Annotated in this window: 18 protein-coding genes; 15 read left to right on the forward strand and 3 right to left on the reverse strand. The window is 52.7% G+C overall.

Annotated features, from left to right (window positions below):
• Window positions 1-47: 47 nt before the first annotated feature.
• Entirely contained in the window at window positions 48-1067 is a 1020-nt protein-coding gene (locus tag BS29_RS03350) for an NADP-dependent oxidoreductase (RefSeq protein WP_229955807.1), read from the reverse strand.
• A gap of 161 nt (window positions 1068-1228) precedes the next feature.
• On the reverse strand, window positions 1229-1387 hold the full coding sequence (locus tag BS29_RS03355) for a YdcH family protein (RefSeq protein ID WP_229955808.1): 159 nt from the start codon (window positions 1385-1387) through the stop codon (window positions 1229-1231).
• A 189-nt stretch (window positions 1388-1576) separates the two neighbouring features.
• Here BS29_RS03355 and BS29_RS03360 point away from each other — a divergent pair, with 189 nt between their 5' ends.
• A complete protein-coding gene (locus tag BS29_RS03360) occupies window positions 1577-1780 on the forward strand; it encodes a YdcH family protein (RefSeq protein WP_407673741.1) in 204 nt (67 codons plus the stop codon).
• A 160-nt stretch (window positions 1781-1940) separates the two neighbouring features.
• Window positions 1941-2396 (forward strand): DUF1465 family protein, encoded by a 456-nt coding sequence (locus BS29_RS03365; protein ID WP_229955809.1) that lies wholly within the window; start codon window positions 1941-1943, stop codon window positions 2394-2396.
• Window positions 2397-2414: 18 nt separating this feature from the next.
• Here the strand turns inward: BS29_RS03365 and BS29_RS03370 are convergent, their stop codons facing one another.
• The gene (locus tag BS29_RS03370) at window positions 2415-3512 is read right to left on the reverse strand and encodes an alkene reductase (RefSeq protein WP_229955810.1); all 1098 of its coding nucleotides are present in this window, start codon (window positions 3510-3512) and stop codon (window positions 2415-2417) included.
• A 143-nt stretch (window positions 3513-3655) separates the two neighbouring features.
• Between BS29_RS03370 and BS29_RS03375 the strand changes: the two genes are divergently transcribed.
• The 13 genes from BS29_RS03375 (at window position 3656) to ccoS (ending at window position 15872) form a co-directional block, all read left to right on the forward strand.
• Window positions 3656-4333, forward strand: a complete 678-nt coding sequence (locus tag BS29_RS03375) for a COQ9 family protein (protein WP_229955811.1) — start codon at window positions 3656-3658, stop codon at window positions 4331-4333.
• A gap of 113 nt (window positions 4334-4446) precedes the next feature.
• The gene (locus BS29_RS03380; RefSeq protein WP_229955812.1) at window positions 4447-4701 is read left to right on the forward strand and encodes a FeoA family protein; all 255 of its coding nucleotides are present in this window, start codon (window positions 4447-4449) and stop codon (window positions 4699-4701) included.
• Between the two features lie 3 nt (window positions 4702-4704).
• Window positions 4705-6564, forward strand: a complete 1860-nt coding sequence (gene feoB / locus BS29_RS03385) for a ferrous iron transporter B (protein ID WP_229955813.1) — start codon at window positions 4705-4707, stop codon at window positions 6562-6564.
• A gap of 52 nt (window positions 6565-6616) precedes the next feature.
• Window positions 6617-7141, forward strand: coding sequence for a single-stranded DNA-binding protein (gene ssb, locus BS29_RS03390; protein ID WP_229955814.1), 525 nt, complete (start codon window positions 6617-6619; stop codon window positions 7139-7141).
• Between the two features lie 113 nt (window positions 7142-7254).
• Window positions 7255-7974: a Crp/Fnr family transcriptional regulator gene (locus BS29_RS03395; protein ID WP_326838491.1), complete on the forward strand. Its 720-nt coding sequence runs from the start codon at window positions 7255-7257 to the stop codon at window positions 7972-7974.
• A 144-nt stretch (window positions 7975-8118) separates the two neighbouring features.
• A complete protein-coding gene (gene ccoN / locus BS29_RS03400) occupies window positions 8119-9789 on the forward strand; it encodes a cytochrome-c oxidase, cbb3-type subunit I (RefSeq protein WP_229955815.1) in 1671 nt (556 codons plus the stop codon).
• A gap of 13 nt (window positions 9790-9802) precedes the next feature.
• Window positions 9803-10537: a cytochrome-c oxidase, cbb3-type subunit II gene (ccoO, locus tag BS29_RS03405; RefSeq protein WP_229955816.1), complete on the forward strand. Its 735-nt coding sequence runs from the start codon at window positions 9803-9805 to the stop codon at window positions 10535-10537.
• Window positions 10534-10695 carry a cbb3-type cytochrome c oxidase subunit 3 gene (locus tag BS29_RS03410; protein WP_229955817.1) on the forward strand — a complete coding sequence of 54 codons (162 nt, stop codon included), beginning with the start codon at window positions 10534-10536 and terminating at the stop codon, window positions 10693-10695. The genes ccoO and BS29_RS03410 overlap by 4 nt, the downstream gene beginning before the upstream one ends.
• Window positions 10688-11629 carry a cytochrome-c oxidase, cbb3-type subunit III gene (gene ccoP / locus BS29_RS03415; protein WP_229955818.1) on the forward strand — a complete coding sequence of 314 codons (942 nt, stop codon included), beginning with the start codon at window positions 10688-10690 and terminating at the stop codon, window positions 11627-11629. The genes BS29_RS03410 and ccoP overlap by 8 nt, the downstream gene beginning before the upstream one ends.
• Window positions 11616-13073, forward strand: a complete 1458-nt coding sequence (ccoG, locus tag BS29_RS03420; RefSeq protein ID WP_229955819.1) for a cytochrome c oxidase accessory protein CcoG — start codon at window positions 11616-11618, stop codon at window positions 13071-13073. Before ccoP ends, ccoG begins: the two co-directional genes overlap by 14 nt.
• Window positions 13070-13546 carry a FixH family protein gene (locus BS29_RS03425; protein ID WP_229955820.1) on the forward strand — a complete coding sequence of 159 codons (477 nt, stop codon included), beginning with the start codon at window positions 13070-13072 and terminating at the stop codon, window positions 13544-13546. Before ccoG ends, BS29_RS03425 begins: the two co-directional genes overlap by 4 nt.
• The gene (locus BS29_RS03430; protein ID WP_407673742.1) at window positions 13543-15675 is read left to right on the forward strand and encodes a heavy metal translocating P-type ATPase; all 2133 of its coding nucleotides are present in this window, start codon (window positions 13543-13545) and stop codon (window positions 15673-15675) included. The genes BS29_RS03425 and BS29_RS03430 overlap by 4 nt, the downstream gene beginning before the upstream one ends.
• Window positions 15672-15872 (forward strand): cbb3-type cytochrome oxidase assembly protein CcoS, encoded by a 201-nt coding sequence (ccoS, locus tag BS29_RS03435; RefSeq protein WP_229955822.1) that lies wholly within the window; start codon window positions 15672-15674, stop codon window positions 15870-15872. Before BS29_RS03430 ends, ccoS begins: the two co-directional genes overlap by 4 nt.
• Window positions 15873-15912: the final 40 nt, after the last annotated feature.

Below are 15912 nucleotides of genomic sequence, written 5' to 3' on the forward strand. Positions count from 1 at the left end.
AAAAAATGCTGATCGCCCCGGGACTTCCGTCTAGACATTAATATAGCTTAATCTGGCTCCGGGCCGAATTGAACCGCGAGTTTCCCCAAATTCGCTCCGGTGAATAATCGGTCCAGTGAGGCTGGAGCATTTTCAATTCCCTGAACCACATCTGTTTCATATTTGATGCGCCCTTCCATAAGCCAGCCCGCCATAGCTTGCGCCCCTTCAGGAAAGCGATCAAGATAATCTAGAACGATAAATCCACGTAAATTGGTCCGGCGCATAAGCAGATTGGCAAAATTCGATGGCCCAGGTGATCCGTCGGTATCATTGTAGGTGGATATCAGGCCGCATAAAGGCATGCGTGAAAAGTCATTCAGCCGCGCAATCGCGGCATCCATGATGTCGCCGCCGACATTTTCAAAGTTGATGTCAATTCCATTCGGGCAATGCTTGTCTAGTGCAGCTCCAACATCCTCCGTCTTATAGTTTATCGCTGCGTCAAAACCGGCCTCTTCAGTCAGCCATTTACATTTATCGTCAGATCCTGCGATGCCAACAACATGGCAACCATGGATCTTGCCAATTTGCCCCACCATGGATCCAACCGCACCGGCCGCTGCCGAAACAACTAGCGTATCCCCTTCTTTTGGTTTTCCGATATCGGTTAGTCCAAAATAGGCTGTCATACCGGTCGCGCCCAATGGGCCCATATAGGCTGTGAGTGGAACGCCTGGGATGGATGGCAACACATTTGCCATACCGCCCGGGATATCATTATACATGGACCAAGTAGAAAGACCGGTGTTGATCAGGGAACCAACCGGTATCTCATCGAAATTGCTTTCTTCAACGACGCCAATGCCGCCTCCACGCATCGGATCGTCAATGGGTACCGGCGGCAAATAGCCATCCATATCGCTCATCCAAATCCGGTTGGTGGGATCGAGAGATAAATAGATCGTGCGCACCCTTACCATATCTGGCGCGAGGTCCGGCATTTCCTCTTCAACCAATTCCAAGTCGCCGTCTGCAATTTTGCCGACGGGACGTTTGCGCAAATACCAAATCTGGTTCGTAGTCATGGGGACGATCTCTCCTACAATTTTGTGCAGCTTTGTAGAAAGAGGTCTACAAGTCAATGATCTGAAAAATTTACCTAATTCCGCGACTGAACAAGGTAAATGGAATGGCAGCGCAAATTGGTTTGCGCTGCTATCGGTTATCAATCAGATGAAAATAACAATCAGGCGTCAGCGAGAAGTTCTTCTTTCAATCGCAATTTCTGCTTTTTCAGGTCATGAATTCGAATCGTATCTGGAACTGGGCGGGCCTCCTCTTCGCTGATCTTGCGATCAAGGGCTTCGTGTTTTCCGCGCAGGGCTGACACATGATTCTGATCCATAATATTCTCCTGATTATTATATGTTATTGCGATGAAAGCGGTTGCGGGTGTCCCTTTCGTTCTGATGCGCGCTTTTGATTAAGCGGTCATCGACTATCATGATATTATTGTCTTGGTTTCGACAAAGACCATGAATAGGGTAAAGATTACAAAATTGTTGCAGTGATGCAAGGGGCGAATGGATCCATTATGGCGATAAGCGATCAAGAGTTGCGGCAGCGGCTCGAACTGCTGAAGATTGAGCATCGTGATTTGGATGATGCCATCGCGGCCTTGATCGAGTCTGGTAGCCATGATCAGTTAAGAGCAGCGCGATTGAAAAAACGGAAGTTACAATTGCGCGACCGGATGATTCAGATCGAAAACCAGCTAATCCCTGATATTATTGCTTAAGGGACAGAAAGAATACAGGCGGCGAGCAAGATTAACGTTGTCCGTCAATCAATTAACTCCTGTGCTTGCTGCGTGTCACATTGAAACATCTCGCAAATTAACCCTGTAGTCCCGAAATTTCAACTGTCCTTGCTCACATAAAATTTGCTACGAACGTCAAATGGCTGACAGCGAAGCATTGATGACGCCCAAATTATTGGATGCGCTCTACACCGAAGCGATGGTGCTTGCCGATGAGGCACGTTCCTATTTCGAATCGGGCCGGTTCAATGACGAGTGTCAAGATGAGGCGTCACTGTCCGTTGCCTTCTCATGCGAGTCTCTGAAAGTCACGACACGCCTAATGCATTGTATCGCTTGGCTATTGAACCAGAAAGCTCTGCATGGCGAAGACCTAACGGATGGGGAGGCTTGGAACCACAGTCGCGAAATGGGTTATGCTGCTGCAAGCGACGGCCCCGTAGTTGAGTTGTTTCCAGAAGAAGCGCGGCAGATTATCGACAATAGTGAAGAGCTTTTTCTTCGTCTGCAACGTCTGTCGGCTCGTCTGGAATATGAGGAAATGGTAGAGCCGCCAGTACATAACATGTTCCGACGGCTCGAAAGCTCATTCTGATTTTTGGACGACCGTAACTCAGGCCGTTGCCTTGGACTGTTCCATCGTAGGATAATCAACATAACCCTCAGCTCCCTGGCTATACCAAGACGGAGTGAAATCGATCGGGTTGAGCTCTGCACCTGTGCGGAATCGTTCCGGTAAATCAGGATTAGTCATAAACGTCCGCCCAAAGCTGATCGCATCCGCTCTCTCCTTTGCTAGTGCTTTGGTGGCATTGTCATAGAAATAGTCACTGTTGAGCACGAGCGGCTTGCTGAATACAGGCCGAATGTCCGGACTTACGGCCGGCACATCGGTGTTTCCATAGGTTCCGTGCGGTGGCGGTTCGCGCAGTTCAAGGAACGCAATACCGATTTTATCCAGCAATTTTGCTGCTGCGGTGAAAGTTTCTACCGGAGTCGCGTCATCGGCGCCTTGCGAGTCGCCATTGGGGGAAAGCCGTACGGACACACGATCACTGCCCCAGACATCAACCAATCGCTGGGTCACTTCACCAAGTAAGCGAATGCGGTTTTCGATCGACCCACCATATTCATCGGTTCGGAAATTGGTGCCGGAGCGAATGAACTGATCTATCAGATAACCATTTGCGCTGTGCAGTTGTACGCCATCAAAACCAGCTTTTTTCGCATTTTCTGCAGCATTGGTGTAATCGTCCAACAGGCTGGGAATTTCGTCCAGTTCCAATGGACGGGCCTCAACATAGTCACGTTTGCCTTGATAGGTGCGTACGCTGCCAGGAGCCGTTGTAGCGGAGGAAGAAACAGGCTTATCACCGCCCAGAAAATCGGGATGTACGATCCGGCCCATATGCCAGAGTTGGCAAATGATCCGGCCACCTGCCGCATGGACTTGTTCCACAATCGGCTTCCACGCAGCGGTTTGCTCATCGTTCCAAATTCCCGGTGCAAATGGTGTGCCGAGGCCCTGTTGACTGATGCCCGTAGCTTCCGAAATGATTAAGCCTGCACCGGCGCGCTGGGCATAATATTCTCCCATTATAGGGGTTGGTACATGTTCCATCGTTGAACGGCAGCGCGTGAGCGGGGCCATTAGCATTCGATTGGGGGCTTCAATGGCACCAAGGGTAATCGGATCAAATAATGTGCTCATATACCTGTTCTTTCGCTATTTTTAATTGCTTGATGAATAGCTAGTCAGGCCAGTGGCGCTTTGCAATGCAATGCTTTGAAAATCTTTTCTTTCACCCTATATCGGATTTATTGATCGCCGGAACCGTCGAGGAACACCAGAACATGTACGCAAAAACATTGGACCCGCTTAGAGACGATCCGACGCTCGACGAAGTTCGGTGCTATCTCGCACCACTTCTGGCATCGCAAGCTGCATTTGATGGATGGAATGAGACGGCTGTTGCCGCGGCGGCGCAGCAGACGGGCGTGGACACTGAAATGGCCCGACTGGCGTTCAACAATGGTCCGGTCGATATGATTGACGCCTGGTTTCAGTCCGTTGATGAAGCCATGGCAGCGAAGTTTTCCGAGGAAGAACTCAATGCGATGAAAATTCGCGAGAGGATTACCGCGCTTGTGGTGGCTCGGCTGGAGCTGTTGGAAACAGATCGGGAGGGATTGCGACGGGCCTTGGCGATATTGGCGGCACCACCCAATTTGAGGACCGCCGCAAAGCTTGGATGGCGTGCAGCTGACAAGATGTGGAAGCTCGCCGGTGATACGGCGACTGACTATAATCACTACACGAAGCGGACTTTATTGTCGGCCGTTTATGGCAGCACGATCAGCGTTTTCCTGGATGATGAAAGCGAAGAATTTGCGGATACAAGAGCATTTCTTGGTCGCCGGATCGAGAATGTCATGCAGTTTGAAAAGGTGAAGGCCAAGATAACGCGGCCTAGCGGTGATCGTTTCAGCATGGCGCGTTTCATTGGCCGGCTGCGCTATCGCGGGGCTTAATCAAAGATTTCCAATAGGTTTATCAACCGACTATGCGCGGTGCGCAAACAAAGACTCGTCAAGGTGATTCAGTATTGATAATCACTCGCAACTAAAATTTTTCGAGTCACGCTATGAATGTACCGGTAACACTGGACCGCCTTTCCATGCGTCAGCGCGCCGAGATATTATCCATTGACTGGGCTGCAATGTCAGAAAATGAGGGTGCACGGCTTCGCGCCCTGGGTTTTGATGAAGGGGTTCCGGTGGAGAAGCTCCACAAGGGGATGTTCGGTTTCAACGATCCTATAGCGGTGAAAGTGGGTCGTATGATGGTTGCGGTTCGCAAATCCCATGCGTCAGCCATATCGGTTGTAATCCCGGCATAATCAGTGAGTGAAGCAGCACCCCTCATTGCCCTTGCGGGCAATCCCAACGCTGGGAAGAGTGCCCTGTTCAATGCACTGACTGGTGCACGTCAGAAAATCGCCAATTATCCTGGCGTTACGGTGGAACGCAAATCCGGTCATTTCCAGATGTCGGATGGGCGGCCTGCCGAACTGGTTGATTTGCCCGGTAGCTATAGTCTTGACCCCACCAGCCCTGATGAAGCGGTTACCAGCAGTGTCATCAAAGGATTGCAGAAGGGTGAGCGCAAACCTGATGCGATTATTATCGTACTCGACGCTGCCAATCTCGATAATCACCTGCGCTTTGCGCTGGAAGTTATTGCGCTGGGTCTGCCAGTCGTCATTGCTCTCAACATGATGGACCTCGCAGAGCGCGACGGCCTGACACTCGATCCTGCGAAACTGGAGGCTGCATTGGGCGTGCCGGTTGTTCCGACCGTGGCGGTTCGCCGCCGCGGGCTGGAAGATTTGTCCGCAGCGGTAGAGAAGCGGTTGGGTCAAAAAAGCAGCCAACAGGGTATCGTGATCGCCAAGGAACGCGGTCATGGGCTGCGCAAACAAGCGAAGGAAATTGCCAATCTGACGGTGACTTCCGAAACCGCTGGTCGCCGCTGGTCAGAGCGTGCCGATACCTTGTTCCTGCATCCAGTGGCTGGTCCGATCATCCTGCTTGCGATCATGTTTGTAATGTTTCAGGCCGTCTTCGCATGGTCCGAAGCGCCTACTGGTTTAATCGGAAGTGCAGGTGAGTGGGCCGCTGCCGTCGCGGAAGCCAATCTGGGAGAGGGCTTCTTGCGCGACTTTCTCACCGAAGGAGTGATTGGCGGCGTCGGATCGGTTGTCGTTTTCCTCCCGCAGATTTTAATCTTGTTCCTGTTCATCCTGCTGCTCGAGGCGAGTGGTTACATGACCCGGGCGGCCTTCATCATGGACCGGCTGATGGCGAGTGTCGGACTATCGGGACGCAGCTTCATTCCGCTGCTTTCCTCCTTCGGCTGCGCCATTCCGGGCATTATGGCCACGCGCAGCATTGCCGATCCAAAAGACCGTTTGACCACAATATTGGTCGCGCCGCTGATGACTTGTTCAGCGCGGTTACCGGTTTATGCGATCATCATTGGTGCCTTCATTCCAGCGCGTGACGTGGGCGGGGGTGTCGGCTTGCAAGGCTTAGTCCTGTTCGGCCTGTATATTTTCGGCATTGCAGGTGCGATGCTGGCCGCCTTGATCCTACGCAGCACGGTTGCCAAAGGACCAAATAGCGGCTTCCTGATGGAAATGCCCAAATATCAAATGCCGCGTATTCGCGACGTTCTTTTGGGGCTGTGGCAGCGGGCCTGGATATTTCTGCGGCGTGCAGGCACAATCATTTTTGCGGCAACTGTCGTGCTTTGGCTGATGCTGACCTACCCAAAAGTGCCGATTGACAGTCCGATAAGCCAGGTAGACTATTCCGCTGCTGGCCGGATCGCCAATGTCATTGAACCGGCGGTTGCGCCAATTGGTTTTAACCGCGATATCGCGCTCGCTCTCATCCCGGCGATGGCGGCCCGTGAAGTGGCGGTGGCGGCACTGGCAACGACCTACGCAATTGACGCACCGGATGAAGAAGCCGAGGCCAAGTCTTTGATCGAACGGCTGCAAAGCCGCTGGTCCCTGCCAACGGCGCTGGCGTTTCTGGCGTGGTTTATCTTTGCACCGCAATGTATTTCGACCATTGCCGTGACGAAGCGTGAAACCAATGGCTGGAAATGGCCTATGTTTATGCTCGGCTATCTTTTCGGGCTGGCCTATTTGGCTGCCGGGATTACGTACTGGACGGCGGTTGCAATCGGCCTGTAAAGAGCCTCCAGAGACTCGAAAAACATCACAAATATTCCAAGGGGAAATGTAAATGGCTGGCGGCATCAACAAAGTAATTATCGTAGGAAATCTGGGTGCCGACCCTGAAGTGCGTACGTTCAACAATGGCGGTAAAGTCTGCAATCTGCGCATCGCTACATCGGAAAGCTGGAAAGATCGTAACACCGGTGAACGCAAGGAAAAGACTGAGTGGCATAGCGTTGCGATTTTTCAGGAAGGCCTGGTTGGCGTCTGCGAAAAATATCTTCGCAAGGGCAGCAAAGTGTATATCGAGGGCAAGTTGCAGACCCGCAAATGGCAGGATCAGTCCGGCAATGATCGCTATTCAACGGAAGTTGTGCTGCAGGGCTATGATGGCAAGTTGGAAATGCTGGATTCCCGGCAAGGTGGCGGCATGGGCGGCCAAGGCGGCGGCAATGATGGCTGGAGCGGCGGCGGTTCCGGTGGCGGATCGGGCGGTGGTTCCAATGATGGTTGGGGCAACACCGGCGGTTCATCAGGCGGTCAAGGCGGCGGCGCATTTGACAGTGATCTCGATGACGACGTACCCTTCTAAAAACTGATCGGCGGTGTCGCACCGGTGGGGATGTGACACTGTTTGACAATATTGGCACAATTGAGCGGGGAACAGGTTAGACATTTTTGACATTCGATGAGGTTTACTGATCCATGATGAACAATTGCGAACAATGTGTGGTCAAAAACAAAGCCATTTGTTCGGCATTGGACCCCGACGAACTGATCGCAATCAATCGCCTTTCCCGCAAGGTTTCGATCAAGGCAGGACAGGCGTTGATATGGGAAGGCGATGATAGTTTGATCGTCGCCAATGTTGTTGAAGGTGCCTTCAAACTTACCTCTTCACTGGAAGACGGCCGGGAACAGATTATCGGTCTGCTTTACCCGTCAGATTTTGTCGGTCGACCTTTTGGCGACAGGAACGAATATACGGTCACAGCTTTGGCTGATTCCAAGGTTTGCGTTTTCTCGCGCGCTGATTTTGACCAGTTTGTTCGCGAACATCCCGATCTAGAGCATAAATTGCTGCAGCGGACATTGACCGAACTGGATCGGGTTCGCCGTTCGATGCTCTTACTCGGCAGAAAAACAGCGTCCGAGCGGGTTGCTTCCTTTCTGCTTGAGATGTCGGAACGGTTGGCCGATTCGAGCTGCAGCGTGGTTGGAGGGCAACTTCGGCTTTTCGCGTTGCCGTTCGGCAGGCAGCAAGTGGCAGATATTTTGGGACTGACTATAGAAACGGTCAGCCGGCAAATGACTCAATTGAAAAAAAATGATGTGATTGCGCTACCGGATCATCGCAATGTCCAGATTCTCGATGCCGATCGCCTGCAGGATATTGCAGATTCCGGCGTCGGCGCGCTTCACTAAGCTCGGCATCACATTGCCAAAGCTTCTCATAAGCACTGTGCACTTTTCCTATTGTTGATCTAGATCAATGAGGATCGATTAGCGGACTGCCATTCCCCTTCCCGTTGAAGACGGTTTTTGAACTGTCGACATGGGAAGGACATTATGGACACGCTCTTGATGAAGGCTGGCGGCTGGCTGGCTATCGTATTTCTTGCATTTATCGCAATGGTGCTGGCAGCGGATACTGGCTTTGCCGTTCATATGGCGATTATCGCTCTGGCTGCGGGTATCACCTTATGGGTTACTATCAACAAGGCCGACTATGCGGCAATTGGCCGCGGCATTTTGAAAGCCCCCGCTGATCCAGGCATTTATGATGATGACCCGATACGCTGGGGCGTCATAGCAACGATTTTCTGGGGTATTGCTGGACTGACGGTAGGGCTAGTCATTGCTCTGCAGCTGGCCTTCCCAGTCCTTAATCTCAACAACGAGTTTACGACTTTTGGTCGTTTGCGGCCGCTCCATACTTCTGCCGTAATCTTTGCTTTCGGAGGCAATGCACTGATCGCGACAAGCTATTATGTCGTGCAGCGCACCTGCAGGGCGAGGTTGGCCTTCCCCGGCCTCGCCCGTTTCGTCTTCTGGGGTTACCAGCTGTTCATAGTCTTGGCGGCTACCGGCTATCTGATGGGTGTTACCCAGTCCAAGGAATATGCTGAACCCGAATGGTATGTCGACCTGTGGTTGACCATCGTCTGGCTTTGCTATGCCGCTGTTTTTATCGGCACCATTGTGCGCCGGTCAGAACCCCATATCTATGTTGCCAACTGGTTCTTCCTGTCTTTCATTTTGACCATCGCGATGTTGCACGTTGTTAACGGCTTGTCTCTACCGGTGAGCCTGCTTGGTTCGAAAAGCTATGCTGCTTTTGCCGGTGTGCAGGACGCGCTGACTCAGTGGTGGTATGGCCATAATGCGGTCGGATTTTTCCTGACCGCCGGTTTTCTGGCGATGATGTATTATTTCGTTCCGAAACAGGCGGAACGGCCGGTTTACAGCTATCGTCTGTCGATTATCCACTTCTGGTCTTTGATCTTCCTCTACATCTGGGCCGGCCCGCACCATTTGCACTATACGGCACTGCCCGATTGGGCGCAGACGCTCGGCATGGTGTTCTCGGTTGTGCTGTGGATGCCAAGCTGGGGCGGTATGATCAATGGCCTGATGACGCTCAATGGCGCATGGGACAAGATCCGCACCGATCCGATCATCCGGATGATGGTCTTGGCGCTTGCCTTCTATGGCATGAGCACTTTTGAAGGCCCGATGATGTCGATCAAGGCTGTGAACAGCCTGTCGCATTATACCGATTGGACCATCGGCCACGTACATAGCGGTGCGCTGGGTTGGAACGGTATGATCACCTTCGCTTGTCTCTATTATCTTGTTCCACGTCTCTGGGGCAAAGAGCGGCTCTATTCGCTGCGTATGGTGAACTGGCACTTCTGGCTCGCGACTCTGGGTATCGTTCTCTACGCAGCGTCGATGTGGGTTGCCGGTATCATGCAGGGCCTGATGTGGCGCGAATATGGTGAGGATGGCTATCTGGTTTACGCTTTCTCTGAAGTCGTAACCGCGATGCTGCCCATGTACCTTATCCGGGCGACGGGCGGTCTGCTCTATCTCGCTGGTGCCATCGTGCTGGTTTATAATGTCTGGATGACGATTGCCGGTAAGCAACGCGACGAAAAACCCATGACCGAAACGCCTTATGACGAGGCCGCAGATAAGCCGATTGTAGCGAAGCCTGCAATCGCGCCCGCAGAATAAGGAAGGCGAGAAAATGGCTGGTTTTGCTAAACATCATAAAAAACTCGAACGCAATGTTACGTTGCTCGGTCTGGCCGCCTTTGTCACTGTAGCGATCGGCGGTATAGTGGAGATTGCTCCGCTCTTCTGGATCGATAACACGATTGAGAAAGTCGAAGGCGTACGGCCTTACACCCCGCTCGAACTGGCGGGACGCAACATCTATATTCGCGAGGGTTGCTATAGCTGTCACAGTCAGATGGTGCGGCCGTTCCGTGACGAAGTGGAACGTTATGGGCATTACAGCCTGGCAGCGGAAAGCATGTATGATCATCCGTTCCAATGGGGTTCAAAAAGGACCGGCCCCGATCTGGCGCGGGTTGGTGGACGCTATTCGGATGAATGGCATGTTCAGCATTTGATTGACCCGCGGTCAGTGGTGCCTGAATCAATTATGCCGCCTTATGCGTTTCTGGCTGAGAAGGACCTGAAAGCCGGGGATATGGTCAAGCACCTCCGGGCGCAGCGGCGTTTGGGTGTGCCCTATACCGAAGAAGCAATTGCGGCAGCCAATGAAGACCTGATGGCGCAAGCTGATCCGGAAGCGGTAACGACCGATCTGATGGAGCGCTATCCCAAAGCGCAGGCGCGCGATTTTGATGGCAATCCCGATCGGCTGACCGAGATGGATGCATTGGTCGCCTATCTTCAGATGATTGGAACGCTCGTCGATTTCGAGGCGGTTGAAGGTCTCGAGGAACCGCGATGAACTACGAAGATCTGAGACATTTCGCAGACAGCTGGGGTCTTGTATTTCTGGGCATGGTTTTTCTCACACTGATCGGCTGGGTATTCCGGCCTGGTTCGAGCGAGAAAAACGAAAAAGCAGCCCATATGATCTTTGAAGAGGATCACGACGATGGTTGATAAACAAAGAATTGATGAAGCGACGGGTACCCAAACGGTTGGCCATGAATGGGATGGTATCGAGGAGCTCGATACGCCTATGCCACGCTGGTGGTTGTGGACGCTCTATGCAACAATCGTCTGGGCGCTAATCTACGTTATACTTTATCCGGCATGGCCAATGGTCAACAGCGCTACTGAAGGCGTACTGGGCTGGTCCAGCCGCGGTGACTATCAAAAGGCTGTGGCTGCAAGAGAAGCAGAGCTGGAGCCGATCCGAGTGGCGCTGGTGAATACAGACATCCATGAACTGCCCAACAATCCTGAACTCCTCAATGAAGCAATTCAGGGTGGACGCTCGGCGTTCAAAGTCCATTGTGTGCAATGTCATGGTGCTGGTGCCGCAGGTTCGAAAGGCTATCCCAATCTGAACGATGATGAGTGGTTGTGGGGCGGCGATATGGAGGCGATTGAATATACGCTGGTCCATGGCATTCGAAATCCGGACCATGCGGAAACCCGTTTCTCTCAGATGCCGGCTTTTGGTCGGGACGGAATATTGCAACCCAATGAGATTCAGGACTTGGTTTCTTATGTTCGTGTGTTGAGCGATCGTGAAGAGCAAAGCGCTTCGTCAAATCGCGGTGCAGAGCTGTTTCAGGTTAATTGCGCAGTTTGCCATGGCAATGATGCCAAAGGTGATCGGACGCAAGGCGCGCCCAATTTGACGGACGCGATCAATTTATATGGACTGGATCGTGCATCGTTGACCGACACGATTAGCAACAGTCGCTATGGCGTCATGCCACGTTGGGGACATCGACTGGATGCAGCAACGATCAGGATGCTGACCGCCTACGTACATTCACTGGGTGGCGGCGAGGCTGCTCCGGTACCAGAGGATGCTGCAACCGAGCAAGCAGCAACGGAGACTCCGGCAGATGAGCAATCCTGAGGAAATTCTTGATCCCCAGCTACAGCTTTATGAAAAACGCAAAGGTGTTTATCCCAAGGCAGTAGACGGCACATTTCGGCGGCTAAAATGGGCGATCATGGCGGTGACGCTGGCGATCTACTACATCACGCCATGGATCCGTTGGGATCGCGGGCCCTATGCACCGGATCAGGCGGTATTGGTTGATCTGGCAAATCGCCGGTTCTTCATGTTCGGCATCGAAATCTGGCCGCATGAATTTTACTATGTTGCCGGGATGTTGGTCATGGCGGGGATAGGCCTGTTCCTGGTTACCTCCGCCGTGGGTCGGGCCTGGTGCGGCTATTCTTGTCCGCAGACAGTGTGGACTGACCTGTTCCAGCATATCGAACGCGCTATTGACGGTGATCGCAACGCGCAGTTCCGATTGCAGGATGCGCCATGGGGGCCAAAGAAGATATTCAAACGGTTAAGCAAGTGGACGATCTGGCTGCTTGTCGCTTTGGCTACGGGTGGCGCGTGGATTTTCTACTTTGCAGATGCCCCCACTTTGGCACGGGATTTTTTCACAGGTGAAGCGGCTTTTGTTGCCTATGCGACCGTTGGTGTTCTGACCGCGACCACCTTTATTTTTGGTGGTTTCATGCGTGAACAGGTATGCATCTACATGTGTCCTTGGCCGCGTATTCAAGCCGCGATGATGGACGAAAAGTCACTGACCGTTACCTATAAGGATTGGCGCGGGGAACCACGTGGCAGTGTCAAAAAGGCCGAAGCACAGCCAGGCAGCTTTGGTGACTGTATTGACTGTAATCAGTGCGTTGCAGTTTGTCCGACCGGCATCGATATTCGAGAAGGGCCACAAATAGGGTGTATCACCTGCGCCCTTTGCATTGATGCTTGTGACAAAGTGATGGACCAGGTCGGGCGTCCACGCGGATTGATCGACTATGTAACAGAAGAAGATGCAGCGCTTGAAAAAGCTGGACAACCTCATGTTCCGGTTATGAAAACCCTGTTCCGTCCCCGGACTATTTTATATTTTTCAGTCTGGGGCGCTATCGGTTTGGCGATGCTATTTGCCGTTGGTAACCGCACACGTATCGACATTAGCGCCAATCATGATCGCAACCCACTTTATGTGCAGCTTGCCGACGGTGATGTGCGCAATGCTTACACGGTGAATTTGCGCAATATGGAAAACCGACCACGTGATATGGAGATTTCCATGTCAGGACTTCACAGTGCTGTGATGTGGTCGAGCGCAGGATTACGGGAAACGGCCGGCCGAGACGTCATAGTTAAGGTGCCGGCCGACAGCGTTGGCCGGGTGCGACTGTTTGTTGCTGCATCCAGCGAGGGTCCGGCAAGGGAAGAGTTCACGCTTACTGTCCGGGCGAAAGATGACCGGACGGCACAAGATACCGATGACGTCTTTTTTGAACGCCCGGAGACAAGAGAATGAAAATGGAAATTGTAGAACCCAAAAAATTCACAGGCTTCCACGCCACAGCCATGATTGTCGCCTTTTTTGCGGTAGTGGTATCGGTCAATATGGTGATGGCGCGCTTTGCAATCTCGACTTTTGGCGGCACTGTCGTGGACAACAGCTATGTTGCCAGCCAGAAATATAATGAGTGGTTGGAAGAAGCACGCAAACAGCAAGCGCATGGCTGGACTGCTTCGCGGATCACGCGTGTGCAAGATAAAGTTGCGATGACGGTTCTTCAAGCTGACGAAAGCGCGCTGGCAAATGCGACGATAACCGCGGTCGCTGAGCATCCTGTTGGTCGGTCTGAACCGATTACTTTAAACTTTATCGAGAATGGTGCGGGCTCATATATCAGCCAGGATGCACTACCCGAAGGCCGATGGAAATTGCGCGTTGCAATCATCCATGGTGGCAACAAAATGGCGCTGGCACAGGAAGTTCGTTGAACGCGCCAGTTCATCTTGATGCCGCTTCGGCAGATGACGCAGGCGGCATAGTCTCCCGCTTTGCGGTGCCGGCTATACGATGTGCTGGCTGCATATCGAAAATCGAGAATGGTCTGCTCAAAGAACAGGATATTATCTCTGCACGCGTCAATTTCTCGACCAAGCAAGTAGCGGTTTCACATCTCCCTGCGCTTCGCGAAGATCAGATCAAGGCAAATATCGAGCAATTAGGCTTCGATGTCCAAATTTTGGCTGACAATCCGCTGGCGGAAGAAAAAGGTGGTACTGACAAATTGATCCGTGCGCTTGCCGTTGCCGGATTTGGCATGATGAATATCATGCTGCTGTCCGTCAGCGTCTGGTCCGGTGCTGTTGGTCCTACCCGTGATCTGTTCCATTGGATATCGGCATTGATTGCGATTCCGGTAATCCTTTATTCGGGACGACCTTTCTTCAGTTCGGCTTTCATGGCGTTGCGTTACGGTCGTACCAATATGGATGTACCGATAACGGTCGGTATCATTCTCGCCACCGGCCACAGCCTGTTTGAAACAATGACCAGCGGTGTGCATGCCTATTTTGAAAGCGTGGTCATGCTGATCTTTTTCCTGCTCGCTGGCCGGGTGCTTGATGGTATGATGCGGGATCGTGCCAGAAACGGCATATCCGCATTGCTTAAGCAAACGGCGCCCGGCGCGATGGTGCTTCGGGATGATGGTTCTACCCGTTGGGTGGCGGCCAAAGAGCTGCGCCCGGACATGCGGATGATCGTGGCGGCCGGGGATAATCTTGCCGCAGATGGCGTGATCGAGCAGGGTTCGAGCAATTTTGATTTCGCACTGATGACTGGGGAGAGCGAGCCGCAACGTAAGGCGATTGGCGATATCGTGCTTGCCGGTACGCTTAATCTGACTGCCCCCGTTACTGTTCGGATTACCGCCACTGGTGAAGATACCAGTCTGTCCGACATCGCGCGCCTGATGGACGAGGCCGGGCAACAGCGGTCCTTTTATGTTCGTGTAGCAGATAAGGCTGCACGCTATTATGCGCCAGCCGTGCACAGCCTAGCCTTGTTGGCCTTCGTGTTCTGGATGTTTGTCGGCGTGGGCTGGCATCAATCTCTGTTAATTGCTGTCGCAGTGCTGATCATCACTTGCCCTTGTGCATTGGGCCTGGCGGTTCCAGCGGCACAAGTCGTAGCCTCCGGTGCGTTGCTGCGAAAAGGCGTTATGATCAAAGATGGTAGTGCGTTGGAGCGACTTGCCGACGCCGATCGTGTGTTGTTCGACAAGACCGGAACACTGACTCTTGGCCGCCCCGTACCGGTTGATATGAACTGCCTGACTTTAAAACAAAAACAAGTCGCTCTGGCGCTGGCACAGGCGAGCAACCATCCAGTTAGCAAAGGGATACGTGGAGCCCTGTTAGAGCAGGAAATAGCACCTGTTCAGATTGATGCTTTGAACGAAGTCGCAGGCGAAGGCATGTCGGGTTACTGGGAAGGAATCCCTGTAACGTTGGGCAAGCCAACAAAATCGGATGATCACCTTTCCTGTCAGTTGAAGCTCGGCAATGAGCAGGTTGCCATCGAATTAAGGGATGAAATGCGACCGGATGCAGCGGAAGCTATTAGACGGCTAAAAGATCTTGGTTTGCCCGCCACGATCATATCGGGTGATAACGCGGCGTCGGTGGCAAAAATCGCTCATACAACTGGCCTCACATCGCAAGCCAATGCCAGCCCCCAAGACAAGTTGGAAACCATAGCGCGACTAAGTGCCAATGGATCGAAGATATTGATGGTTGGGGACGGGTTGAATGACGGGCCAGCACTAGCCGCCGCTCATGTATCCATTGCTCCCGGTTCGGCCAGTGATGTTGGTCAGCAAGCGGCGGATGCGGTATTTACCAGTGATTCCTTTCTACCGGTTGCTTTGGCGGTCCAGACTGCCCAGCGCACAATGCAGATTGTCCGGCAGAATTTCGTCTTGGCCATTGGTTACAATGTTTTGGCTGTGCCGCTGGCATTGACCGGAATGGTCACGCCCCTGATCGCCGCGATTGCGATGTCGCTGTCGTCTCTTATCGTCGTCGGCAATGCCTTGCGGCTCAATGGAGCAGCGAAATGAGTGGTCTGGCTATCCTGATCCCTGTTGCGCTGTTGATGGGATTGGCTGGCCTGGCATTCTTTTTTTGGGCCATCCGCAACGGCCAATTTGAAGATTTGGATGGCGCAGCCCAAAGGGTCCTGATTGACGAGGAGGCAAGCGTTGACGAGGGACTGCCCGACGATGAAAATACCAATGGAAAGGCCAAAAATGCATAGGCATCAGCTTCCAATCCATTTATCCGCCTTGGCAGTCCTG

Origin of the sequence: Parasphingorhabdus litoris DSM 22379 (genome assembly GCF_020906275.1) — a bacterium.
GTDB classification, from domain to species: domain Bacteria; phylum Pseudomonadota; class Alphaproteobacteria; order Sphingomonadales; family Sphingomonadaceae; genus Parasphingorhabdus; species Parasphingorhabdus litoris.